At 60.1% G+C, this 22,671-nt stretch carries 23 protein-coding genes; 12 read left to right on the forward strand and 11 right to left on the reverse strand.

All coding sequences use genetic code 11. The annotated features are described in order from the left end of the window. Window positions 1–64: 64 nt before the first annotated feature. Entirely contained in the window at window positions 65–2,023 is a 1,959-nt protein-coding gene (locus ACZ9DP_RS36805; protein ID WP_476205332.1) for an elongation factor G, read from the reverse strand. A gap of 285 nt (window positions 2,024–2,308) precedes the next feature. Here ACZ9DP_RS36805 and dapF point away from each other — a divergent pair, with 285 nt between their 5' ends. From dapF to ACZ9DP_RS36830, 5 genes are all read left to right on the forward strand, one after another. Continuing rightward, on the forward strand, window positions 2,309–3,214 hold the full coding sequence (dapF, locus tag ACZ9DP_RS36810; RefSeq protein ID WP_194728408.1) for a diaminopimelate epimerase: 906 nt from the start codon (window positions 2,309–2,311) through the stop codon (window positions 3,212–3,214). Beyond that, window positions 3,211–4,485: a tRNA (N(6)-L-threonylcarbamoyladenosine(37)-C(2))-methylthiotransferase MtaB gene (mtaB, locus tag ACZ9DP_RS36815; protein WP_074069960.1), complete on the forward strand. Its 1,275-nt coding sequence runs from the start codon at window positions 3,211–3,213 to the stop codon at window positions 4,483–4,485. Before dapF ends, mtaB begins: the two co-directional genes overlap by 4 nt. A 15-nt stretch (window positions 4,486–4,500) precedes the next feature. After that, window positions 4,501–6,060, forward strand: a complete 1,560-nt coding sequence (gene ftsY, locus ACZ9DP_RS36820; RefSeq protein WP_476205333.1) for a signal recognition particle-docking protein FtsY — start codon at window positions 4,501–4,503, stop codon at window positions 6,058–6,060. A gap of 62 nt (window positions 6,061–6,122) precedes the next feature. Beyond that, window positions 6,123–6,767 carry a septation protein A gene (locus ACZ9DP_RS36825; protein ID WP_074070465.1) on the forward strand — a complete coding sequence of 215 codons (645 nt, stop codon included), beginning with the start codon at window positions 6,123–6,125 and terminating at the stop codon, window positions 6,765–6,767. Continuing rightward, window positions 6,764–7,351 carry a DUF2585 domain-containing protein gene (locus ACZ9DP_RS36830; RefSeq protein ID WP_194728404.1) on the forward strand — a complete coding sequence of 196 codons (588 nt, stop codon included), beginning with the start codon at window positions 6,764–6,766 and terminating at the stop codon, window positions 7,349–7,351. Before ACZ9DP_RS36825 ends, ACZ9DP_RS36830 begins: the two co-directional genes overlap by 4 nt. Here ACZ9DP_RS36830 and ACZ9DP_RS36835 read toward each other — a convergent pair. From ACZ9DP_RS36835 to ccmA, 5 genes are all read right to left on the reverse strand, one after another. Continuing rightward, complete coding sequence (locus tag ACZ9DP_RS36835) at window positions 7,348–7,953, reverse strand: DsbE family thiol:disulfide interchange protein (protein WP_476205335.1); 606 nt, start codon at window positions 7,951–7,953, stop codon at window positions 7,348–7,350. The two genes, ACZ9DP_RS36830 and ACZ9DP_RS36835, sit on opposite strands and share 4 nt — an antisense overlap. After that, window positions 7,950–8,117, reverse strand: coding sequence for a heme exporter protein CcmD (ccmD, locus tag ACZ9DP_RS36840; RefSeq protein ID WP_476205336.1), 168 nt, complete (start codon window positions 8,115–8,117; stop codon window positions 7,950–7,952). Before ccmD ends, ACZ9DP_RS36835 begins: the two co-directional genes overlap by 4 nt. Before the next feature lie 3 nt (window positions 8,118–8,120). Next, the gene (locus tag ACZ9DP_RS36845) at window positions 8,121–8,882 is read right to left on the reverse strand and encodes a heme ABC transporter permease (RefSeq protein ID WP_194728402.1); all 762 of its coding nucleotides are present in this window, start codon (window positions 8,880–8,882) and stop codon (window positions 8,121–8,123) included. A gap of 58 nt (window positions 8,883–8,940) precedes the next feature. Next, entirely contained in the window at window positions 8,941–9,600 is a 660-nt protein-coding gene (gene ccmB / locus ACZ9DP_RS36850) for a heme exporter protein CcmB (protein ID WP_476205338.1), read from the reverse strand. Window positions 9,601–9,745: 145 nt separating this feature from the next. Continuing rightward, on the reverse strand, window positions 9,746–10,393 hold the full coding sequence (gene ccmA, locus ACZ9DP_RS36855; RefSeq protein ID WP_074069953.1) for a heme ABC exporter ATP-binding protein CcmA: 648 nt from the start codon (window positions 10,391–10,393) through the stop codon (window positions 9,746–9,748). Window positions 10,394–10,653: 260 nt separating this feature from the next. Between ccmA and acnA the strand changes: the two genes are divergently transcribed. The 3 genes from acnA (at window position 10,654) to ACZ9DP_RS36870 (ending at window position 14,982) form a co-directional block, all read left to right on the forward strand. Then, entirely contained in the window at window positions 10,654–13,344 is a 2,691-nt protein-coding gene (acnA, locus tag ACZ9DP_RS36860) for an aconitate hydratase AcnA (RefSeq protein ID WP_476205339.1), read from the forward strand. A gap of 221 nt (window positions 13,345–13,565) precedes the next feature. Continuing rightward, window positions 13,566–14,306 (forward strand): DUF1223 domain-containing protein, encoded by a 741-nt coding sequence (locus ACZ9DP_RS36865; RefSeq protein ID WP_074069951.1) that lies wholly within the window; start codon window positions 13,566–13,568, stop codon window positions 14,304–14,306. A 274-nt stretch (window positions 14,307–14,580) separates the two neighbouring features. Next, on the forward strand, window positions 14,581–14,982 hold the full coding sequence (locus tag ACZ9DP_RS36870) for a DUF2794 domain-containing protein (protein WP_074069950.1): 402 nt from the start codon (window positions 14,581–14,583) through the stop codon (window positions 14,980–14,982). Between the two features lie 5 nt (window positions 14,983–14,987). On the opposite strand, the gene ACZ9DP_RS36875 is transcribed toward ACZ9DP_RS36870, so the two are convergent. From ACZ9DP_RS36875 to ACZ9DP_RS36890, 4 genes are all read right to left on the reverse strand, one after another. Beyond that, window positions 14,988–15,545 carry a GNAT family N-acetyltransferase gene (locus ACZ9DP_RS36875; protein WP_074069949.1) on the reverse strand — a complete coding sequence of 186 codons (558 nt, stop codon included), beginning with the start codon at window positions 15,543–15,545 and terminating at the stop codon, window positions 14,988–14,990. A gap of 101 nt (window positions 15,546–15,646) precedes the next feature. Then, a complete protein-coding gene (locus ACZ9DP_RS36880) occupies window positions 15,647–16,375 on the reverse strand; it encodes a Bax inhibitor-1/YccA family protein (RefSeq protein ID WP_022717367.1) in 729 nt (242 codons plus the stop codon). A 179-nt stretch (window positions 16,376–16,554) separates the two neighbouring features. Beyond that, the gene (locus ACZ9DP_RS36885) at window positions 16,555–19,098 is read right to left on the reverse strand and encodes an ABC transporter permease (RefSeq protein WP_476205341.1); all 2,544 of its coding nucleotides are present in this window, start codon (window positions 19,096–19,098) and stop codon (window positions 16,555–16,557) included. Continuing rightward, a complete protein-coding gene (locus ACZ9DP_RS36890; protein WP_194728398.1) occupies window positions 19,095–19,802 on the reverse strand; it encodes an ABC transporter ATP-binding protein in 708 nt (235 codons plus the stop codon). The genes ACZ9DP_RS36885 and ACZ9DP_RS36890 overlap by 4 nt, the downstream gene beginning before the upstream one ends. Window positions 19,803–19,856: 54 nt before the next feature. Here ACZ9DP_RS36890 and ACZ9DP_RS36895 point away from each other — a divergent pair, with 54 nt between their 5' ends. Next, the gene (locus tag ACZ9DP_RS36895; protein ID WP_476205342.1) at window positions 19,857–20,501 is read left to right on the forward strand and encodes an arylesterase; all 645 of its coding nucleotides are present in this window, start codon (window positions 19,857–19,859) and stop codon (window positions 20,499–20,501) included. A 68-nt stretch (window positions 20,502–20,569) separates the two neighbouring features. After that, entirely contained in the window at window positions 20,570–21,163 is a 594-nt protein-coding gene (thpR, locus tag ACZ9DP_RS36900) for an RNA 2',3'-cyclic phosphodiesterase (protein ID WP_074070463.1), read from the forward strand. On the opposite strand, the gene ACZ9DP_RS36905 is transcribed toward thpR, so the two are convergent. After that, the gene (locus ACZ9DP_RS36905; RefSeq protein ID WP_283069860.1) at window positions 21,070–21,570 is read right to left on the reverse strand and encodes a low molecular weight protein-tyrosine-phosphatase; all 501 of its coding nucleotides are present in this window, start codon (window positions 21,568–21,570) and stop codon (window positions 21,070–21,072) included. The two genes, thpR and ACZ9DP_RS36905, sit on opposite strands and share 94 nt — an antisense overlap. A 35-nt stretch (window positions 21,571–21,605) precedes the next feature. Here ACZ9DP_RS36905 and ACZ9DP_RS36910 point away from each other — a divergent pair, with 35 nt between their 5' ends. Continuing rightward, window positions 21,606–21,908 (forward strand): 4a-hydroxytetrahydrobiopterin dehydratase, encoded by a 303-nt coding sequence (locus ACZ9DP_RS36910; protein ID WP_476205343.1) that lies wholly within the window; start codon window positions 21,606–21,608, stop codon window positions 21,906–21,908. Window positions 21,909–21,959: 51 nt separating this feature from the next. Then, window positions 21,960–22,349, forward strand: a complete 390-nt coding sequence (locus ACZ9DP_RS36915; RefSeq protein WP_074069944.1) for a YkvA family protein — start codon at window positions 21,960–21,962, stop codon at window positions 22,347–22,349. Window positions 22,350–22,671 lie beyond the last annotated feature (322 nt).

The raw sequence follows: 22,671 nt of genomic DNA on the forward strand, positions 1-22,671 counted from the left end.
GTCACAACGCCGACGGGAGGCGGATACGGCGCGGTTTGAAGTCCGGCTGACGCCCAGCCGAGTTCTAATTCGGGTGCGATCCCGAACCGTGTGCGTGGATGATTGCGTCGGCCTCTTTGCCGTAGATCTCCTCGAAGTGATCGAACGCTTTGGAGAAGTATCCGATTCCTTGCGTAGCGGAGCGCAAGGTCCGGGCAAGTTCGTCGAGCGCCGCACCGGGAACGAGTGCCCGAAAGACATCCCATCCTTTGGCGCTCTCATCGCGATCGAAGCCAAGCACCTGGCCCTTGAGTGCCGAGACGATCGCCACCATGCTGCCAGAGAAGATGGATGGTATGTGGATTTCGACGCGGACCACTGGCTGCATCAGCACAGCCGCTGCCTCTGATAATGCCTGCCGCACCCCCATCCGTGCCGCTGCCCGGAAGGCGAAGTCGGAGCTGTCGACGGAGTGGTACTGGCCGTCCGTGAGCGTCACGTCGACATCGATCACCTGAAAGCCGAGCGGGCCTTTTTCCATGGCTTCACGGGCGCCGGCCTCCACCGCCGGAATGTAGTTCCGGGGAACTGTGCCGCCTTTGACCGTCTCGCCGAAGGTGAAGCCCTGCCCCCGTTCATTGGGACGCACACTCAGCTGCACGTCTGCGAACTGCCCTGCGCCACCCGTCTGCTTGCGGTGACGATAGTGGACGTTCGAGGGCTTTGAGATCGTTTCCCGATAGATCGGGTTCGGCGATCGGTCCGTGACTTCGACGCGGAATACCTCCGACAGGGTCTTGCGCAGATCGCGCAGGTGCATCGGTCCTTGCGCGCAGATCAGCTGTGCGCCTGTTCCCTCCTCCTGCATCACCTTCAGGCCGCGATCGGTCTCGGCCAGCTTTGCAAGCGTCGCCGAGAGCTTCGTTTCGTCGCGCTCGGTGCCCGGAACAAGGATGCGTTCGAGCATGGGCGTCGGCGGGGCCGTCCAAGCGGGCGGTGCAAACGCGTCGGCCGCTGTCAGCAAGGCGGTTGCGGGCAAGTGATCTGACTTGACTGCGGCGAAAATCCTGCCGCGTGCCGAGTTGCCGGCAAGGGGACGGCCGTTTCCTCCCTCCTGAACCGACCCGAGACTAGCGCCGCCCAGCGCAGCGCCCTGTTTCAGTCCGTCGGCAAGCGCACGGACGAGAATGGTCTTTCCAACGCTCGGCCGGTGGTAGGCGTGGAAGCTCACGGCAGCCAATGCCGTTTCATCCAGGCTGCCGGTGGCAGCCAGCCGGCTCTTCAGGGCTTCAACAGGCGGCGCTTCGTGGCGCAGCGCCTTCATCAGCCGCTTGATGCCATTGCTATGGGATGCTGCGCCGAAGAGCACGGGAATGACCTTGTTTTCCTTCAGGATCCGCGAGGCGATGGCAAAGAGTGCGTCGCTTGGTAGTTCGCGGTCTTCTATCAGTTCCTCGAGAAGCCAGTCATCGTACTCGGAAAGCTGTTCCAGCAATTCGGAACGTGCCTCGTGCTCGCGCGCAGCAGCACTGTCGGGAAGTTCGACGAGGGCCGAAGGCTGACCCTCCCGATAGCGCCAGGCGCGCTCCGAAATCAGGTCGCAGCTGCCGACCACAACATCTCCGTCGCGGATCGGTATCTGCCGCAGGACGAGAGGATGGCTGGAATAGGCCTGCAGGGCGGCGATGACATCGCGCAGGCGCCCCTGCGGCTCGTCCATGCGGTTCACAAAAAGAATGCAGGGTGTCCCCGAAGCTTCGATGGCGCGAAGATAGGGTGCTGCCAGCACCGCCTCGTCCGGCGCCGGCGATACGCAGAGGATGCAAGCATCGCTTGCCAAAAGTGAATCCTGGGCAAGCGCCAGCGCCTCGTTCGCGCCGGGTGTATCCAGCGCACACCATGCCTCGCTTCCGAATTCGAATTCCGTCAGGCTCGACCCGTATGGAGAGACGGACTTTCTCGGTGTCCCTTCGAGCGAAGCCAGTTTTGCGACGAGCGTCGACTTTCCCGTCTGCGAGGGTCCAAGTACCGTGAAGCAGCGCATCGGCTATCCTCCCTTTGCCAAGAACACGCATCCGATTGTCAAGAATGCCTTCAACCGTTGAAAAGTGCTAGGCCATTGCGACTTTTCTCAAGCATGAGGCGGCGGCTGTCCCCTCATGAGACATTTTTGCCTGGGCAGCATAGCGTCTGCCTTGCCGGGCTCCCCACGAGACTATCGGCGAAAAGGGCGGAGCAGCGAAGCGTCGCTGGCTAGTCATTGCCCGCACCCACTGGTAATTCCCGCGCGTTTCCGCCATATACAGCCGAACTGGCACGGGATGATCCTATGAGCGCAACGGTCGAATTCGCGAAGATGAACGGGCTTGGCAACAAGATCCTGGTCGTCGACATGCGCGGCCGCGCCGACAAGGTGACGCCTGCTGCGGCGATCGCGCTCAATGCCCATCCAGATACGGCCTTCGACCAGATCATGGCGATCCACGACCCGAGGGCTCAAGGCACCGATGCCTGGATCGATATCCTGAATTCCGATGGATCAAAGGCGCAAGCCTGCGGCAATGGCACGCGTTGCGTGGTGCAGGCTCTTGCCGCGGAAACCGGCAACAAGGTTTTCACTTTCCAGACGGTGGCAGGCATCCTCAATGCCGTCGAGCATGACGACGGTACGATCTCGGTCGACATGGGCAAGCCTGTTTTCGACTGGGACAAGATCCCGCTTGCGGAAGAATTTCACGATACCAGCCGCATTGAACTCCAAATCGGTCCGATCGACAGCCCGGTCCTGCATTCGCCCTCCACCGTGTCGATGGGCAACCCGCATGCCGTCTTCTGGGTCGACAGGGACGTGATGTCCTTTGATCTGGCGCGCTTTGGACCATTGCTTGAGAACCATCCGATGTTTCCCGAGCGCGCCAATATCACGCTGGCGCAAATTACCTCGCCGGCATCGATCACGACACGGACATGGGAGCGCAGTGCGGGTTTGACGCTTGCCTGCGGTTCGGCTGCCTGCGCAACAGCAGTTTGCGCTGCCCGCACGGGCCGCACGGGCCGCAAGGTCGCAATTCATGTCGCCAGCGCCAAGCCGCCCGGCATATTGTCGATCGAATGGCGCGACCGCGACGACCACGTGATCATGACCGGCCCTGCCGAATGGGAATGGTCCGGTACGTTAGATCCCTCCACCGGTTCGTGGGCGCGCGATCAGGCGCAGGGGGCCGAGGCGCGGTGAGCGGCGTTGAGGTCATTACCTTCGGCTGCCGTCTCAACACCTACGAATCCGAAGTGATGCGGGCGGAGGCGGAAAAGGCCGGGCTCAACAACGCCATTTTGGTGAATACTTGCGCGGTCACAAGCGAGGCCGTGCGTCAGGCGCGGCAAGCCATCCGCCGCGCACGACGCGAGAATCCGCATGCGCGTATCATCGTGACGGGCTGCGCAGCCCAGACCGAAAAGCAGACCTTCGCAGAAATGGCCGAGGTCGACGCCGTTCTCGGCAACGAGGAGAAGCTGATCACGGCTTCATATCGCGCCCTGCCCGATTTCGGAGTGGCCGCGGAAGAGAAGCTGCGCGTCAACGACATCATGAGTGTGCGCCAGACGGCGCCGCAGATGGTGAAGCACATCGACGGGCATGTGCGGGCCTTTATCCAGGTGCAGAACGGCTGCGACCATCGCTGTACCTTCTGCATCATCCCCTATGGCCGCGGCAATTCCCGCTCCGTGCCCATGGGCGCCGTGGTCGATCAGGCGCGCAACCTCATTGAAAACGGCTACCGAGAGATCGTGTTGACAGGCGTCGATGCCACCAGTTACGGCGCCGACCTGCCCGGCGAACCGACGCTCGGGCTGCTTGCCAAGACGCTTCTGAAGCAGATACCTGACATCCGCCGACTGCGGCTGTCATCGATCGACAGCATCGAGGCGGACAAGCATTTGTTCGATCTGGTCGCCGATGAGCCGCGTTTCATGCCGCACCTGCATCTTTCGCTGCAACATGGCGACGACATGATCCTGAAGCGCATGAAACGGCGGCATTCACGCGACGATGCGCTGGCCTTCGTCGATCAGGTTCGCCGTCTGCGTCCAGAGATGTGCTTCGGCGCGGACATGATCGCCGGTTTCCCGACCGAGACCGAAGAGATGTTCGAAAATGCCGCCAGCCTGGCGCAAGAAGCGAAGATCGCTCACCTGCACGTCTTCCCTTACAGCCCTCGTCCAGGCACGCCGGCAGCCCGCATGCCGCAGCTCGACCGGTCGATCGTCAAGGATCGTGCGGTACGGCTTCGTGCTACTGGACATCGGCTTCATCAGTCCCATCTGGCTCAGATGGTCGGAACGCGGCAATGGCTGCTGGTGGAAAACAACGGGCTCGCACATACCGAGAACTTCACGCTTGTCGCAGCCCCCGGTCTTCGCCCGCGTTCGTTCGTCGAGGCAACCATCACCGGCCATAATGGCAAACATCTTGACATGCAATTGACAGCCGCCGACGCGGCCTGATTTCACGGAATTCCCATGGCGCTCAGTTTCATCAAAAAGGTCTTCACCTTCGGCAAGGAAAAGCCGGCGGAAGAGCAGGCGCCCGAGGCTTCAGACACAAAAGTTCTCGAAGCCGAACATTCGCGCGAGGAACACTTGCCGCTCGCAAGTGATCCCGTTTTATCGGAGGAGATGGATGCCGCGGGCAGCCCGGCTGCGGACGCTCTCGAGCCTTCCGAAGAGGCCGAGGAGTCGGCGATCCTTCCGGGCGCCTACCAGATTGGCGATCTTGGAGTGATACCACTCTCGTTGCTGGAGGCCGAGGCTGAAGCCGAGCCAGAGACGTCAGCCCAAGACGCGCCCTTGGCGGAGACACCCCCCTCAGTCCCGTCGGGACATCTCCCCCACGAGGGGAACGATCAGTTGGCCGACGAGGCGCCACTTTCCGATGCTTCACATGATGAAGTCACGGATATTGAGATTTCCGGGACGGCTGAGGGAGCTCCTGCTCAGCCAACCTCCCTCCTTGAAGGGGAGATGCCCGGCAGGGTGGAGGGGGATGCTCCTCGTCCTGAAACGGAGGGCGAGCATGCTTCAAAGACGGAACGTGTCCTTCCCAACGGCTTTGCAACCACTCCGAAAATCACCGAACCGGAGCCGATTGCTCCTGCGCCGAAACTCAGCTGGTTCCAGCGTCTGCGCGCCGGTCTCGCGCGTACTTCGTCGCAACTCACGGGCCAGATTTCCGCGCTCTTCACCAAGCGCAAGCTGGACGACGACACCCTTCAGGATCTCGAAGACCTGCTGATACAAGCCGATCTCGGCGTCGAGACCGCCATGCGTGTCACCGATACGCTTGCTTCCGAGCGCTACGGCAAGGATGTGACCGGCGAGGATGTCAGCCGCATCATGGCGTCGGAAATTGCCAAAGTGTTGAAGCCGGTCGCAAAGCCCTTGCAGCTCGATCTCACCCACAAGCCGCATGTCATTCTCGTCGTCGGCGTCAACGGCACCGGCAAGACGACGACGATCGGCAAGCTGGCGTCGAAGCTTTCGGGTGCCGGGTTGAAGGTCATGGTGGCGGCGGGCGATACTTTCCGCGCCGCGGCGATCGAGCAGTTGAAGATCTGGGCCGATCGCACGAAGTCGGAATTCATCGGCACCAAGCTTGGTGCGGATGCCGCAGGTCTCGCCTACGACGCCTTCGAGCAGGCGAAGGCGAAAAAATGCGACGTGCTGATCATCGATACCGCCGGCCGTTTGCAAAACAAGGCGGAGCTGATGGCGGAGCTTGAAAAGATCGTCCGCGTGCTCGGCAAGCTCGATCCCGACGCCCCGCATACGGTGCTGCAGACGCTGGATGCGACCACCGGCCAGAACGCTCTCAATCAGGTCGAAATTTTCCGCAATGTTGCGGGCGTCAACGGCCTGATCATGACCAAGCTCGATGGTACGGCAAGGGGCGGCATCCTCGTTGCGATCTCCGCCAAGCACAAGCTACCGGTCTATTTCATCGGCGTCGGCGAAGGCGTAGACGATCTGGAGCCGTTCGAGGCCGAGGATTTCGCTCAAGCCATTGCCGGCCTTGGGCAATGATGCCACAGATAAGCCGGAACAGCGCGCAAGGCGCGCGAACGACGAACAGGTTTGACGAATACATGACGACTGAAAGCGATATTACTCCCAGCGCCGCCGACCGGCACCATCCGATGCTGAAGCTGGCGCTGGAACTCGGGCCGCTGCTGATCTTCTTCTTTGCCAATCTGCGCGGCGCCTGGCTGGTCGAAAGATTCCCTGCATTGTCCGAACTCGGCGGGCCGCTCTTCGTGGCGACGGGGCTCTTCATGGCGGCGACGATCGTCTCGCTCGTCGTTTCCAAGCTCGTCCTTGGCCATCTGCCGATCATGCCCTTCGTGTCGGGCATCGTCGTTTTGATCTTCGGTTCGCTGTCGATCTACCTGCAGAACGAAACCTTCATCAAAATGAAGCCGACGATTGTCAATACGCTATTCGGTGTCGCGCTGCTGGGCGGGCTTGCCTTTGGCAGGTCGCTGCTCGGCTACGTCTTCAACGCGGCCTTTCAGCTCGACGCTGAAGGCTGGCGCAAGCTGACGGTCCGTTGGGGCGTTTTCTTCCTGTTCCTTGCCGTTTTGAACGAAGTCGTCTGGCGCAATTTTTCCGATGACTTCTGGGTGACCTTCAAGGTCTGGGGGACGATGCCGATCACCATCATCTTCACCATGGCGCAGATGCCGCTCATCTTGAAGCATTCGATAACTCCTGCAGGAGAGACCGAGAAGTGACGGCATTCAGTGCAGCGGAAAGAGCGAGACATCAGAATTTCTGGTTCGCGGCCTGCCTGGCGGTTTTGATCGTCCAGATCGCTGCCGAGTACCTAATGGGCCGCACGCCGATCTGCGCCTGCGGCTATGTCAAGCTGTGGGAAGGCGTCGTCAACTCGAGCGGCAATTCCCAGCATCTTTCGGACTGGTACACGCCGTCCCACATCATTCACGGCTTCCTGTTCTATGGGCTGGCGCATCTCGTAATGCGTAACAGACCGATCGCCGTCCGCCTGCTTCTGGCGCTCGTCGTCGAATCCGGCTGGGAACTGCTCGAAAACTCGCCGATCATCATCGACCGCTACCGTGCGGCGACGATCTCCCTCGATTATTACGGCGATAGTATCCTGAACTCGGCCATGGACACCGTCTTCATGGTCGCCGGCTTCTTCTTCGCAGCCCGCGCTCCGATCGCGCTCACAGTCGCCATCGCGATCTTCTTCGAGATTTTCACGGGTTACATGATCCGTGACAACCTGACGCTCAACGTGCTGATGCTGATCTGGCCGGTCGAGGCGGTCAAGGCCTGGCAGAGTGCGGTTTAGGAAATCGGTTTCCCGAGCGCCTTTTCCATTGCCGGATAGAGGCCTTCCTTGAGGCTGACATCGTCGAAGGGGCCGACGCGTTTATAGAGGATCGTGCCGTCGGTGGCGACCAGGTAACTCTCCGGAATGCCATAGACGCCCCAGTCGATCGCCGCCTTGCCATTCGGATCGACGCCGATTGCGGCATAGGGGTTTCCGAGCTCGCCAAGGAAACGCAGCGCGCTGTCGTTCTTGTCCTTGTAGTTGATCGCGACGATGTTGAGCCGGTTGTCCTTTGCCAGTTCCGTCAGGATTGGATGCTCTTCCCGGCAGGGAAGGCACCAGGAGGCAAAGACATTGACCAGCGTCAGCTTGCCCTTGATCGCGCTATCCGTCAGCGGCGGCAGATTGGACCCTTCGAGGGGTGCCAGGTTTAATTCCGGAGCTTTGGTGCCGATCAGCGCTGAAGGGATCTCGGAAATGTTCTTGCCGTGGAAATCCTGATCGTAAAGCATCTTTGCTGCCGTCGCGGCAATGCCGCCGAAAACGACAAGCGGGATCAATGCCAGCGCATAACGGGCAAAGCCGCGTGGTTTTGGCCGATCTGCTTGCGGCGTGCTCATTCGTTATCCTTCGGACGCGCCGAACGGCGGCGGATACCGGAAGCATCGAGGGCCGCCAGTTCCTTCTGCCGCGCGCGCCCGTCCACCCAGATCCACAGCGTCACGGCAATGGTGACGAAAGCGGCGAACCCATAGGAACAGTAAACATAAAAGGCGTGCGTCATCGGTCAATCCTCACGGCTTGCCATGCGCGCGGCAAGACGGCGCTGGGCGGCAACGCGGCGCCGCCAGATTTCGTTGCGCATCGCCATGATGTGCAGCGTGAAGAAGAGCAGCGTGAAGCCGATTGCCATCACGAAAAGCGGGCGCAGGAACTCCGGGTCGATCGCCGGGCCGGCGAGGCGCACGACGCTCGCAGGCTGATGCAGCGTATTCCACCAGTCGACCGAGAACTTGATGATCGGGATATTGACGAATCCGACGAGGATCAGAACCGCGGTGACACGCGCGGCCCTTGACGGATCATCGATGGCGCGGTTCAGCGCAATCAGGCCGAGATACATCAGGAAGAGGATGAAGACGGACGTCAGCCGCGCGTCCCAGACCCACCAGGTGCCCCACATGGGCTTGCCCCAGAGAGAACCGGTGACCAATGCAAGCAGCGTGAAGGCGGCGCCGAGCGGTGCGGCGGCCTTGGCGGAGACATCGGCCAGCGGATGGCGCCAGACGAGCGTGCCGATCGCCGAAATGCTCATCACGATGTAGCACATCATCGAAAGCCAGGCCGAAGGCACATGGAGATACATGATGCGGACGGTTTCGCCCTGCTGGTAGTCGCCTTTCGTCGAGAAGCTGAGGTACAATCCGATGATGAGACAGAGCGCCGTTGCCGCCGCCATCCACGGGATGGTGCGCCGCGCCAGCGCCAGAAACCGCGTCGGATTGGCGAGATCGCTGATTTTGCTGATGGCAAGGCTTGTTTCGCTCATGTACGGTTCTTTACCTTGAACGCGGTGATCCCGCAATTGATCGCTCTCAAAGAGCCAATCAATCCGATGTGTTTCGCAGCGCAAGTGCTGCGGCTGCCGGACCGATGACGGCAAAGAACATCGTCAATGCGATCAGAATGAGGAAGGGCGGCGTGAAAGGTGCCGGATCTTCCACTGCCGCATAGGTGGCGCTGACGCCGAAGATCAGCACCGGAATGGTCAATGGCAGAACAAGGATCGAGACCAGCAGCCCGCCGCGCGGAAGGGCGACGGCGACAGCCGCGCCGACGGCGCCGATGAAGGTGATGGCGGGCGAGCCGGCCAAGAGCGTCAGCATCGTCGCACCGATCGCGACCTCGTCCATGTTCATGAAGAGACCAAGGAACGGGGAGGCAATCACCAATGGCAGGCTCGTCGCCGTCCAATGCGCGAAGCATTTGACAAGAACCGTCAGCACGAGAGGCGTTTCCTGCATCAGCATCAAGTCCAGCGAACCGTCGTCACGTTCGGCTTGGAAAAGTCGGTCAAGACCCAGCAAAGCCGCAAGCAGCGCGCCAATCCAGACGATGGCGGGGCCGATTCTGGAAAGCAGGTTCAGGTCCGGCCCGACGCCGAACGGGATGACAGCGACGACGGTGAGGAAAAACAACACGCCGATGAGAGCGCCGCCGCCGGCGCGGATGGAGAGCTTCAGATCGCGGAAGAAGAGGGCGGTCATTTGAGGTGTCCCTCTTCGCGGATGACCAAGGACCCCTCCCCAACCCCTCCCCACAAGAGGAAGGGGCTAACGTGCGGCGCCGTTTGCTGCCTAGAAATATCCGTTCCGCAAGCTGTAGCGTTGTCCTGGTGTGCCACAAGCGTCATCAACCCCAAACTCCTCGATCCACGCCCGCAAACCCCGTCATCTTCAATGCCCGGGCACTCTCAAGCCCGAGCGGCTGATGGGTCGCGGCGACAACGATGCCGCCCTTTCTCCGGTGGGCGTCGATGAGACCGGCAAACAAGCGGTCGGCGCTGGCATCGAGTGCTGCGGTCGGTTCGTCGAGAATCCAGACCGGGCGGTAGGCAACGAGCAGCTTGGCGAAGGCAAAGCGGCGTTGCTGGCCGGCGGAGAGATAACCGAAGGGAAGATGCGTAATGTCCGAAAGGCCGACGGCCTCGGCGGCGTCTTCGATCGACAGTTCCGAGGCGCCGAGGACGTCGCCGAGAAAGTTTTGCCAGAAGGCGAGATTTTCGGAAACGGTTAGCTCGCTTTTCATCGCATTGCGGTGGCCGAGATAGTGGCTGACCTCGCGCGGAATCCGGTCCGTTTCACCACGCGAATCAGTGAATTGAACTGTGCCCCTTTCAGGCCTTAAAAGACCGGCCACGACGCGCAGCAAAGTCGACTTTCCCGATCCGTTTTTCCCAGTCAAAACCAGCGCTTCGCCTGCGTCGAGGCGAAAGGATACGTCTGCGAAAATCAGGTCTTCGCCCCGCCTGGCAGCGAGATTGGAGGCGTCGAGATGCATAGGTTTTCCGTTCAATAAGTTTTTAGTCACCGCGACGCAAAAAATGTCCCAAATGGGCCGAGCCCTCTCTGGCACCTTTCTTAGAAATTATCTATAAGACCCGCAACCACGCCAGCGGCCGGCGTGAATTTCATCCTTGCGCCGAACTTGGAGAAACCTCTCCACGTGCGGACAGCGGAAATGGCCGTACCCGCATCCTGATGTGCATTAGTGCATAGGCGTCCGCACGACTGTGTTGGCTATCAGAAACGGGGTCTCTCGTGTCTAAATCTCTTGACAGCTTCAATTGTCGCTCCACGCTTTCCGTGAACGGAAAGGACTACGTCTATTACAGCCTACCGAAGGCTGAAGCGAACGGTCTTAAGGGCGTGTCGAAGCTTCCCTATTCGATGAAGGTTCTGCTCGAGAACCTGCTGCGCTTCGAAGACGGCCAGTCGGTCACCAAGGAGCACATCCTCGCGGTCGCCGAATGGCTGAACAACAAGGGCTCCGTCGAAAACGAAATCGCCTATCGCCCGGCGCGCGTGCTGATGCAGGACTTTACTGGCGTTCCGGCGGTGGTCGACCTTGCTGCGATGCGCGACGCAATGGTCTCGCTCGGCGGCGATCCTGAAAAGATCAACCCGCTCGTGCCCGTCGACCTCGTCATCGACCATTCCGTCATCGTCGATGAATTCGGTACGCCGCAGGCCTTCGCCAAGAACGTCGAACTTGAATACCAGCGCAACGGCGAGCGCTACCGCTTCCTGAAGTGGGGCCAGCAGGCATTCAAGAATTTCCGCGTCGTTCCTCCCGGCACCGGCATCTGTCACCAGGTCAATCTCGAATATCTCGGCCAGACCGTGTGGACGAAGGATGAGGACGGTGAGACGATCGCCTATCCGGACACCTGCGTCGGTACCGACTCGCACACGACGATGATCAACGGCCTCGGCGTTCTGGGCTGGGGCGTCGGCGGTATCGAAGCAGAAGCCGCCATGCTCGGCCAGCCGGTGTCGATGCTCCTGCCGGAAGTCATCGGCTTCAAGCTCACCGGCAAGCTCAAGGAAGGCGTCACGGCGACGGACCTCGTTCTGACCGTCGTGCAGATGCTGCGCAAGAAGGGCGTCGTTTCGAAGTTCGTCGAGTTCTTCGGCCCCGGCATGGACAACATGCCGCTCGCCGATCGCGCGACGATCGGCAACATGGGTCCGGAATACGGCGCGACCTGTGGCTTCTTCCCCGTCGACGGCGAAACCGTCAACTACCTCATCATGTCCGGCCGCACGCATGACCGGATCGCGCTCGTTGAAGCCTATTCGAAGGCGCAAGGCATGTGGCGCGAAGGCGATGGTTCCGACCTCGTCTTCACCGACACGCTGGAGCTCGACCTCGGCGACGTCGTGCCGTCGATGGCAGGTCCGAAGCGTCCTGAGGGCCGCATCGCGCTCGAAGACATCGCGTCCGGTTTCGCCACGTCGATGGACGCCGACTACAAGAAGCCCGGCCAGCTTTCGAACCGTTATGCGGTCGAAGGTACGGACTTCGATCTCGGCCATGGCGACGTTGCCATTGCCGCCATCACATCCTGCACCAATACCTCCAACCCGTCGGTTCTGATTGCTGCCGGCCTGCTCGCCCGCAACGCCGTTGCCAAGGGCCTGAAGACCAAGCCCTGGGTCAAGACTTCGCTGGCGCCTGGATCGCAGGTCGTCGGCGAATATCTTGCCAAGTCCGGCCTGCAGGCCGACCTGGACAAGCTCGGCTTCAACCTCGTCGGCTTCGGCTGCACGACCTGCATCGGCAATTCCGGCCCGCTGCCGGCGCCGGTCTCGAAGACGATCAACGACAAGGGCCTCATCGTTTCGGGCGTGCTTTCGGGCAACCGCAACTTCGAAGGCCGTATCTCGCCGGATGTCCAGGCGAACTATCTGGCATCCCCGCCGCTCGTCGTTGCCTACGCGCTCGCCGGCACGGTCCAGAAGGACCTGACCAAGGAGCCGATCGGCGAAGACCAGAACGGCAAGCCGGTCTATCTCAAGGACATCTGGCCGACCTCGAAGGAAGTTCAGGAGTTCATCCTCAAGTACGTCACCCGCGAACTTTACGAAACGAAGTATGCGGATGTCTTCAAGGGTGATGAAAACTGGCAGGCTGTCCAGGTTCCTCCGGGGCAGACCTACGCCTGGGACGACGACTCGACCTACGTCCAGAACCCGCCTTACTTCGTCGGCATGGGCAAGAAGGGCAGCGGCACCTCGGACATCAAGGGTGCCCGCGTCCTAGGCCTGTTCGGCGACAAGATCACCACCGACCACATTTCTCCGGCCGGTTCGATCAAGGCTGCGTCGCCGGCCGGTTCTTATCTGCTCGAGCACAATGTCGGGGTCGCGGACTTCAACCAGTACGGCACGCGCCGCGGTAACCATGAAGTGATGATGCGCGGCACCTTCGCCAACATCCGCATCCGCAACCACATGCTCGGCCCGAACGGCAAGGAAGGCGGCTACACGATCCACTATCCGTCGAAGGAAGAGGAATCGATCTACGACGCCGCCATGAAGTACAAGGCAGAGGGCGTTCCGCTCGTCATTTTCGCCGGTGTCGAATACGGCAACGGCTCGTCGCGCGACTGGGCGGCGAAAGGCACCAACCTGCTCGGCGTCAAGGCCGTTATCGCGCAGTCCTTCGAGCGTATCCACCGCTCGAACCTGGTCGGAATGGGTGTCATCCCCTTCGTCTTCGAAGACGGCACGACCTGGCAGAGCCTTGGCCTCAAGGGTGACGAGACCGTTACCATCGAGGACCTGGAAAACATCAAGCCGCGCGAGAAGAAGATCGCCAAGATCACCTACAGCGACGGCACGGTGAAGGAGGTTCCCCTCCTGTCGCGCGTCGATACGCTCGACGAAGTGATCTACCTCAACAACGGCGGCATCCTGCAGACGGTTCTGCGCGATCTCGCTGCCTGATTGTTAAGAAACAGGGCACATAATGGCCGCCGGAGAGCAATCTCCGGCGGTTTTTCTTTGCGGGTTTCCATCTCACGCCGATGTGTTCTAGCAGCGATGCCGACGGGCGGCGTCTCACCCCTTCGTGACTTCCCGTTTGCAGTCGGAAGGATTATCTCTACGGGCGTAAGTCAGGGCCTGCGGTATTCGGTCTGCTGCGCGTCTCTGGAAAAGAGGTTGGAATGTCGCCGCGTTTTTTGATTTCGCTGGTCGCCGGTATGGTGCTTACAGCGCCGCTTCATGCCGAAGATGGCAAACTGAAAGGCGTCGTTGAACTTTTCACCTCGCAGGGATGCTCGTCCTGTCCTCCCGCCGATGCAGCCTTCCGGAAGCTGGTTGGCCAGGGCGATGTCATCGCACTCGCCTATCATGTGGACTACTGGAATTATCTTGGGTGGACGGACACGCTCAGTTCGAAGGAAAACACCGAGCGCCAATATGGTTATGCTCGGATGATGGGCCGCAGCAACGTCTACACACCGCAGGTCGTGGTGAACGGCCGCGATCACCTGACTGGCTCGGACCTTTCCGCCATCTATGGCAAGATCGATACATTTTCGACGGAAGGCAAAGGCTTGACCGTGCCCGTGGACGCGCAGCTGCGCGGCGACGAGCTCGAGATCAAGATCGGCGCCGGCGAAGGTAAGGCCAATGTCGTGCTCGTCTATTTCGACAAGGAAAAGACGATCGACGTCGAAAAGGGCGAAAACAGCGGCAAGAAGATTTCCTATCTCAACAGCGTCAGCGATGTCGAAACAGTCGGCATGTGGGATGGCAAGGCGGCAAGCCTGACGCTGCCCGCAAGCGTCCTGCAGAAGCCAGGACTGGAGGGTTGCGCCATCCTGCTTCAGGCGACGACAACGGACGGCGATCCGGCTGCGATCGTCGGCGCAACGATCGTCATGGCAGGCAAGAATATCTGATCGGTTTACCGCTTCGAGGCGGATGGAACGAGGCGGCCCGGCTGATCGTATTCGGGGCTGGGGTTAAGGTCGATACGCTCAGCCGGGCCCTTTGGCGCGCTGGCGCCAAATCAGTGAGCGAACTTCCTCCGGAAATGAGGCGCTGTTTTGACTGAAATGCGGCGCTTGGGAGATTGCATAGCATATGTTTAATGTGATGGTAGCTGCACTTGCAATTTGATGTGGCTCGGGCAAACTGTCGTTCTCCTGTCATAAGTGGAGGCTTGGGAGACTGATGACAGATCAGCCGGATTTGCGGCATGGCGACGCCCGTTCCGCCAGTAGTAGTTCCTCGGTCGTCGTCGATTTAAAAGAGTACAAGCAAAGCAAGGACCCGCCGCCGGTGACCTTTCATCGTCGCGAGTTGGATGCGATTTTGTGGATCTACGGAAGGATGGTTGGCGAAGGCGAGTGGAAAGATTACGCGATCGACCATCTGAAGGAGAAGGCGGTCTTCGCCGTGTTTAAACGTTCAGGCGAGATGCCGCTTTTCCGCATCGAGAAAGATCCGAGGCTCGCCGCCAAGCAGGGCGCTTATTGCGTGATCAATGCAAACGGCATGATCCTCAAGCGCGGCCATGACCTGCAGCAGGTGTTGAAGGTCTTCAACAAGGTTCTCAAACTCGTCGAGACGTAACGGCGTCAGCCGTCAAACAGCGTGCCGGGATAGACCGACGGGTTAGGATCGCTGTCTTTGCCATCGCCGAGCGGCCGCTGCATGATCATCGTGTCGAGCCAGCGGCCGTGTTTGTAGCCGGTACCCTTCAGCAGGCCGGTCTCTTCGAAACCCAATGCGCGGTGAAGCGCGATCGAAGCCGGATGGGCGCCGCCGATGATGGCTACCATCTGGCGGAAGCCGAGTTCCGTGCAGCGCGAAATCAGCGCTGTTAGCAGTGCCCGGCCAATGCCAAGGCCGCGCGCTGTAGGCGCGAGATAGATTGAATCCTCCACAGTCCAGCGATAGGCAGGCCGGGTGCGGAAGGCGGAAGCATAAGCATAGCCGAGCAAGGCTCCATTCTCATCAACCGCCGCGATATAGGGATACCCAAGACTGGTATTTGCAGAGAAGCGAGAGGCCATTTCGGATTCCGAAGGCGGGATGATCTCGTAGCTCGCGACGCCGTTGAGGACTGATTCGCGATAGATTTCCGAGATTGCGGGAAGGTCGGAAGGAGTGGCGTCACGAAGAAAGAAAGGCATTGGATCGGCCGGTCATTGATGGATGCCCTTAGAAAACACTCCATCGCTCGACGTGCAATAAAAAAGGCGGCCGGAGCCGCCTTTTCAATGATGCTGTCCACTTACCTGCGGTTGCCGAGGAACTGCAACAGGAACATGAAGAGGTTGATGAAGTCGAGATAGAGCGTCAGCGCCCCTATGATCGCCTTCCGGCCGGCGACGGCAACGTCATCAGCTTCGAAGTACATTTCCTTGATTCGCTGCGTATCGTAGGCAGTAAGGCCTGCGAAGATCAGGACGCCGATCACTGAGATCGCGAACTGCATCGCAGAGGAGGCCAGGAAAATGTTGACGAGCGAAGCGATGATCAGGCCGAAGAGGCCCATGATCAAAAACGAGCCCATCGCCGACAGGTCACGCTTTGTCGAGTAGCCGTAGAGCGACAGTGCGCCGAAGGAGGCTGCCGTGATGAAGAACGTCTGAACGACGCTCTCGCCCGTGTAGATCAGCAGCAGCGACGAGAGCGACAATCCGACCAGCGCGGCATAGACCCAGAAGGTCGTCTGCGCTGCGGAAACGCTCATGCGGCCGATCCGGAAGCTTAAGAAAAACACCAGAGCCAGCGGAGCGAAGATCACGACCCACTTCAGCGGGCTCACATAGATCGCCTGGCCGAAGGCGGTCAATTGACCATCGGCAAAAGCGAGCTGGAATGACAGAAATGCCGCTACACCCGTGATCGCCAGACCCAGCGCCATCAGGTTGTAGACCTTGAGCATATAGGAGCGCAGGCCCTGATCGATCATCTCGCCAGTTTGTGCGCGGCTTTGGTAGTTACGAAGGTCAGCCATAGTTTCCTCTTAAAAGCTCCGATGGGTATACGGTGTCGGGCTATACGACCCGGGCGCCGCTGCGGAGCTCCAGCATGCCTACCGGTAATATGAGCCTTTCGCCTTTTGCAAACAAGGCCCTTGCAACCCGCGATCGGGTTAAATCGCCGTAAGGTGAAGGGATTTTATCAGCCGCAGATTCATAGTTCGCGCAAAACGGGTGCTGCCTTCTGGCCAAGAATGCGCCAGGTGCCGATGAGCCCGATGCCGACTGTCAGGACCAGCGCGGTGACCAGCGTGAGGCCGGCGACATCCGGCAGGAAGGTCGAAGGCATCCGCATGATGCGGCTGACGATGAACCAGGCCGCAGCGCTGCCGGCGATCAATGCAAAGACCGCTGTTGCAACCCCCAGGATCAGATATTCGTAGCTGAAGGCGCGGATGAGCATTGCCCGCGTCGCGCCAAGCGTCTTCAGGACGACGGCGTCGTGTGTTCGGGCCCGGTTGCCGGCGGCAAGCGCGCCGGCAAGCACCAGAACGGAGGAGATGAGCGCAACGGAGGCCGCGGCGCGGATCGCGGTTGCGAGCTGCGCGACCAGCGTGTTGACAATATCGATTGCGTCCTTGACGCGCACGCTGGTGATCGTCGGATACGTATTGGTCACGGATTTCAGGATAGCCGCTTCTATCGCCGGCGTCGCCGAGGGATCGGTAAGCGTTGCCAGCCAAGCATGCGGAGCGCCGCGGAAGGTATTCGGCGAGAAGACCATGACGAAATTGATCGATAGCGATTCCCACTCGACTTTCCGCAGGTTTGCGATCCTGGCCGTCAGGTTACGGCCGAGCACATTTACGGTGACGGTATCGCCGATTTTGAGGCCGAGTTCCCTGGCTTCTTCCGAGGAGAAGGAGACAAGCGGTTCGCCGCTGTAGTCCTGCGGCCACCAGCTTCCCTCTGTCAGCGAGGCGTTTTCCGGTATCGTCTGGGAATAGGTGATGCCGCGGTCGCCGCGCAGCACCCATTGGCCGCCGGGCGGCACCTGGATCTTGGTCACGTCCTTGCCGTTCAGCGCCAGAATGCGGCCCCGCAGCATCGGCACTTCCACGAGCTTGCCTTCCGGCGCCTGCCGGCTGATCAGGCTTCGGAAGTTTTCGACCTCGGCGCTCTGAATGTCGACGAAGAAGAAATTCGGTGCGCCGTTTGCCATGCGGCCGGTCAATTGCCGGCGCAGGTTGCCGTCGATGAGCGTCAAGGTGACCAATAGCGCGAGGCCGAGGCCGAGCGAGAGGACGACGGACGGCGTCAGTGCGCCGGGGCGATGGATGTTGCCGATGGCAAGCCTGAGCGCTGGTGAATTGACACGCGGGCTGCGCTTGGCGAGCCAGGCGATCAGTGCTGCAACGGCGCGCAAGATGACGAAGGCAAAGACAATCGCGCCGACGAAGATGACGGCGATGTATCGGTCATAGGCGGTAACGATCGCAAGACCGGCAAGCCCAGCCATGAAGAGCGCGGCCAGCAAAATGTAAGGCAACGAGGGCAGGCGGCGTGCCTCGAAACCCTGTTCGCGGAAGAGCGCAGTTGCAGGCACTTCCCGGGCATGGCCGAGCGGCATGATAGCGAAGGCGAGCGTCGTCAGGATGCCGAAGAGTGCGGCGAGCAGCAGCGCGTCCGGATAGAGCGTCGGTTCGGTGGAAACCGGCAGGAATTGTGCCAGGAATTGCGCGGCAAGCATCGGCGACAAGGCGCCGATGACGAGGCCGAACAGGATGCCGGCGAATGCGATGATCGCAATCTGGAAGAGATAAACGAGGACGACGACGCCAGCAGGTGCCCCCAGGCATTTGAACGTCGCGATCGTCGTGCGCTTCGCATCCAGAAAGGCCCGCACGGCGTTGGCGACGCCGACACCGCCGACGATGAGTGCGGTCAGGCCGACGAGCGTCAGGAATTGCGAGAAGCGGGTAATATTTTCGGTGAGAGACGGGGCCGCGCGGTCGCTGGTTCGGATCGACCAGCCCGCCGATGGGAACTCCCTGGTGGCGCGGTCGCGCACGCTCCCGCGCTCGGAGGGGGCATCGAGCTTAATCTTGTAGACATGCTCGACAAGGCTGCCGGTCTGGATGAGTCCGGAAGCAACCAGGGCCTGGCGGCTGACCACCAGCCGTGGCGCAAATCCGAAACCTTCTGAAAGCGCGTCCGGCTCGGTCTTCACCTGACCTGTGATGCTGAGGGTGGCATTGCCGAGCAGTATCTCGTCGCCGACTGCAAGACCGAGCCGCTCCAGCAGGAGAGGTGCCGCAACGGCGCCATAGGTTCCGTTCTGATCGGAAAGCAGAGCCGAAAGGGGGTAATCCGGTTCGGCCGTGAATTTGCCATAGAGCGGATAGGTTTCATCCACCGACTTGACCTCGACGAGCGCTTGATCCGACCCGTCTGGCTTTCGTGCCATGGAACGAAGACCGGTTGAGATGGAAACCTGGCCGAGGCCCCGCAGGAAATTCATCTCCGGCTGGGTTGCTTCACGGTTGTTCAGCTCGAAGCGGACGTCACCGGCGAGCAGTTCCTGGCCCTGGGAGGCGATCGAGTCGGTGATCGACTGCGAGATGGAATTGACGGCGGCGATCGCGCCGGTGCCGAGTGCGATACAGGCAAGGAAGATGTAAAAGCCCCGGAAACCGCCGCGGAGTTCGCGAAGGGCAAGGCGGAAGGCAAGCGCGGTGCGCGGGGCGACAAGCTTCATGCGATGGCCGCTTCGGAATGGCGCGCCGCGCTATCGCCTTCGATCTTGCCGGAACGGACTTTGATCTGCCGCGAGCAGCGATTGGCAAGCGAGACGTCATGCGTGACGAGCAGCAGTGTCATGCCGCGTTCGGCCTGCTTGGAAAAGAGCAGATCGGCGATCTGGCGGCCGGTATCGGTGTCGAGATTACCGGTCGGTTCGTCGGCGATGAGGAGGGCTGGCGAAGGCGCAAGCGCGCGCGCGATGGCGACGCGCTGCTGTTCGCCGCCCGAAAGCTGGCCCGGGTAGTGGCTCAGCCGCTCGCCGAGCCCGACCGATTTCAACTCACGACGGGCGATGTCGAAGGGGTTCGGCACGTTTGCGAGTTCAAGCGGGACTGCGACGTTTTCAAGTGCCGTCATATTGGCGATCAGATGGAACGACTGGAAGACGATGCCGATATTGCGGCCACGGAAATCGGCGACCTGATCTTCGCTGAGGGCGTGCAACGGCGTGTCGTTTATATTGATCTCGCCGGTATCGAGCCTCTCAAGGCCGGCGAGGACCATCAGCAGCGTGGACTTTCCCGAGCCGGACGGACCGACGATGCCGACCGACTCGCCGGCGGCGACCGAAAGGTCGATGCCCTTCAAGACATGAACGGAGGCTGCCGCGTTGCCCAGCGTCAAATCTGCCTGCTTGAGCTCGATGATGGTTTTTGCCAACAGAAAATCGCCCTATATGAATTGCAAAGACCTTGCCAATCTAGGGAAAGCAGCATGAGATTTAAAGTTGCCGCGGTTCACATCGCTGTCATTGCCGCTTCGTTGATTTTCGGGACGAGTGCCAATGCTGCGACGATCAACCTTGTCGGCTTCGGCGACAGCCTGATGGCAGGCTACCAATTGCCGCCCGGCGACGGCTTTCCGGAGAAGCTGCAAGCGGCCTTGAAGGCCCAAGGCGTCGATGTTTCGATCGCCAATGCCGGCGTTTCCGGGGACACGACGACCGGTGGACTGGCGCGAATCGATTGGTCGGTCCCCGATGGCACCAACGGCGTCATCTTGGAGCTTGGCGCCAACGACGCGTTGCGCGGTATTGCCCCGGAAGAGAGCGAAAAGAACTTGGACGCGATGATTGCCCGGCTAAAGGATCGCGGCATCGCCGTGCTGCTCGTGGGCATGATGGCGCCGCCGAACATGGGTGGGGACTATGCTGCGCGTTTCAATCCAATCTACCAAAAACTCGCGGAAAAACATCAGGTTCCGCTTTACCCTTTTTTCCTTGACGGGGTCGTGATGGACACCAGTCTGAAGCTGGACGATGGAATGCATCCGAACGCGAAGGGCATTGATGTCATGGTTCAGAAGATGGAACCGGCTGTCACGGAATTCATCGGGACGATTTCTACTGTGAAGAAATAGGGGCTTGCGCGGGTGTCGAATGCGTGATTCCGTGTGAGCACCTGCAAAAGATTCGGGGAGTGCTCGTCATGCCGAGACTGTTTACCGCCCTCGAAATTCCGCGCAATGCGGCGATGAGCCTTTCATTGCTGCGCGGTGGTCTTCCCGGTGCACGATGGATCGATGTGGAGAACTACCACATCACGCTGCGCTTCATCGGCGATGTCGATGGACGCACTGCTGACGAGATCGTTGAGCGCCTGGACCGGATCGATCGGCCCGAATTTCAGATCCGCCTTGACGGCATCGGCTCTTTCGGCTCGAAGAAGCCGCATTCCGTCTGGGCAGGCGTTTCGCCCTCGCCGGAAATGTATGCGCTACAGGCTGAAATCGAGCGCATCTGCCAGCGGATCGGCCTGCCGCCGGATCCCCGAAAATTTACCCCGCATGTGACGCTGGCGCGGATGAAGTCCTCGCGCGTCGATGACGTCGTCCACTACCTTTCCAGCCGAGGCAACTTCCAGACGTCGTCCTTCACCGTTCCACGCTTCGTGCTGCTTTCGTCGCGCGAATCGGTCGGCGGCGGGCCCTATCTGACGGAAGAAGTGTTCCCGCTGAGCGAGGCTTGGTCGGCGCCGAACTTGTCCACCAATGCGATGCAGCCGGTCAAAAGCCTCGTATAGATCAATTCGAAGCCTTCTGGGCCACCAAAGTAGGGGTCCGGAATATCTTCGCCAGTCTGAAGCGCGGTATCGCCGAAAAGCATTATGTTGCCTGCGCCCGGCGCCATCGCGCGAAGCTCGGCAATATTGGCGCGGTCCATTGCGAGGACAAGATCGAACTCTTCGAAATCCTCAAGGCGGACACGGCGGGCACGTTGCCCTGTAATGTCAATGCCGTGGGCGCGTGCGATTGCGATCGAGCGCCTATCGGGCTGTTTGCCTTGATGCCAGCCGCCGGTACCTGCTGAGTCAATCTTGAACCGATCGGCAAGACCGCTCTCCCTTGCAATATGAGCGAAAACGCCTTCGGCGAGCGGAGAGCGGCAGATATTGCCCATGCAAACAAAGAGAATGCTGACGCGTTTCATGAAGAGACCTGACTGAAGAGATGGAGCACGATGACATGAAACAGGAGAAACTGGAACGGAGCGCGATCGACAGCCAGCTTGCCGGATTGGCGGGTTGGTCGTCGGATGATGGTTGGGCATCGATCTCGAAAACCTTCAAATTCGCAAGCTTCGTCGAAGCCTTCGGCTTCATGACGAAGGCGGCGCTTGCGGCAGAAAAGCTCAACCACCATCCGGAATGGTTCAATGTCTATTCCAGGGTCGAGGTGAAGCTGAACACGCATGATGCAGGTGGATTGACCGAACTCGACTTCAAGCTTGCCAAGGCGATGGACAAGGCCGCCGGGCAGATTGATTGAATCTGTTAAAGCCATCACCATATCTTCGCATGCACCAAAGGGAAAACGGGAATGGACGAGGTCAAATTCGGTGAAATCCTGCTGCCCGGGGACGAAGATACCCAGAGCCGGCGGGAAAAGGCTGTGCGGAAAAAGTTCTGGCCGACCTTCAAGCGGGCAGTGCGGCAGATTCCGTTTTCACGGGATCTTGTCGCAGGCTTCTATTGCGCGCTCGATCCGGAAACGCCGACGCGCGTGCGCGGCATCCTGCTTGCGGCTCTCGCCTATTTCATCCTGCCTTTCGACCTGGTCCCGGACCTCTTTATGCTGATCGGCTTCTCGGACGATATTGCGGTGCTCTCCGCGGCTTTCGCAATGGTCAGCAGCCATATGAAAGCGAAGCACTACGAGGCGGCGGATCGCGCGCTTGCCGATCAGCCGGAAGGCATGAAAACGATCTAGGCCATTTCGGCTTCCAGCACGTTTGCGCAGGCAATTCTTTGACGGATTTCCAGTGTCTTAATGACCCTGCAACGGAATTTTGGAAGGTCAAACTCTTGCCTGAATCTTTATGTCTTAAATCTCCTCGAAGGGATGGCATCACGCCATCAGGGCAGAATATCGTCGCGGAGCGCAATCGCGTCATAGGTTAACACTCAGGCTCAGGCCGGAATGACACACGTGGATGACAATTCGCAGGCTCCGTTGACGCTTTGGTAACCTGAATTAAGTCAAAATAAAGCAGATCGTGACGAAGACGCCGCTCGCTCCGACAGGGCGCTGA

Source organism: Rhizobium sp. USDA 4016, from assembly GCF_056279705.1.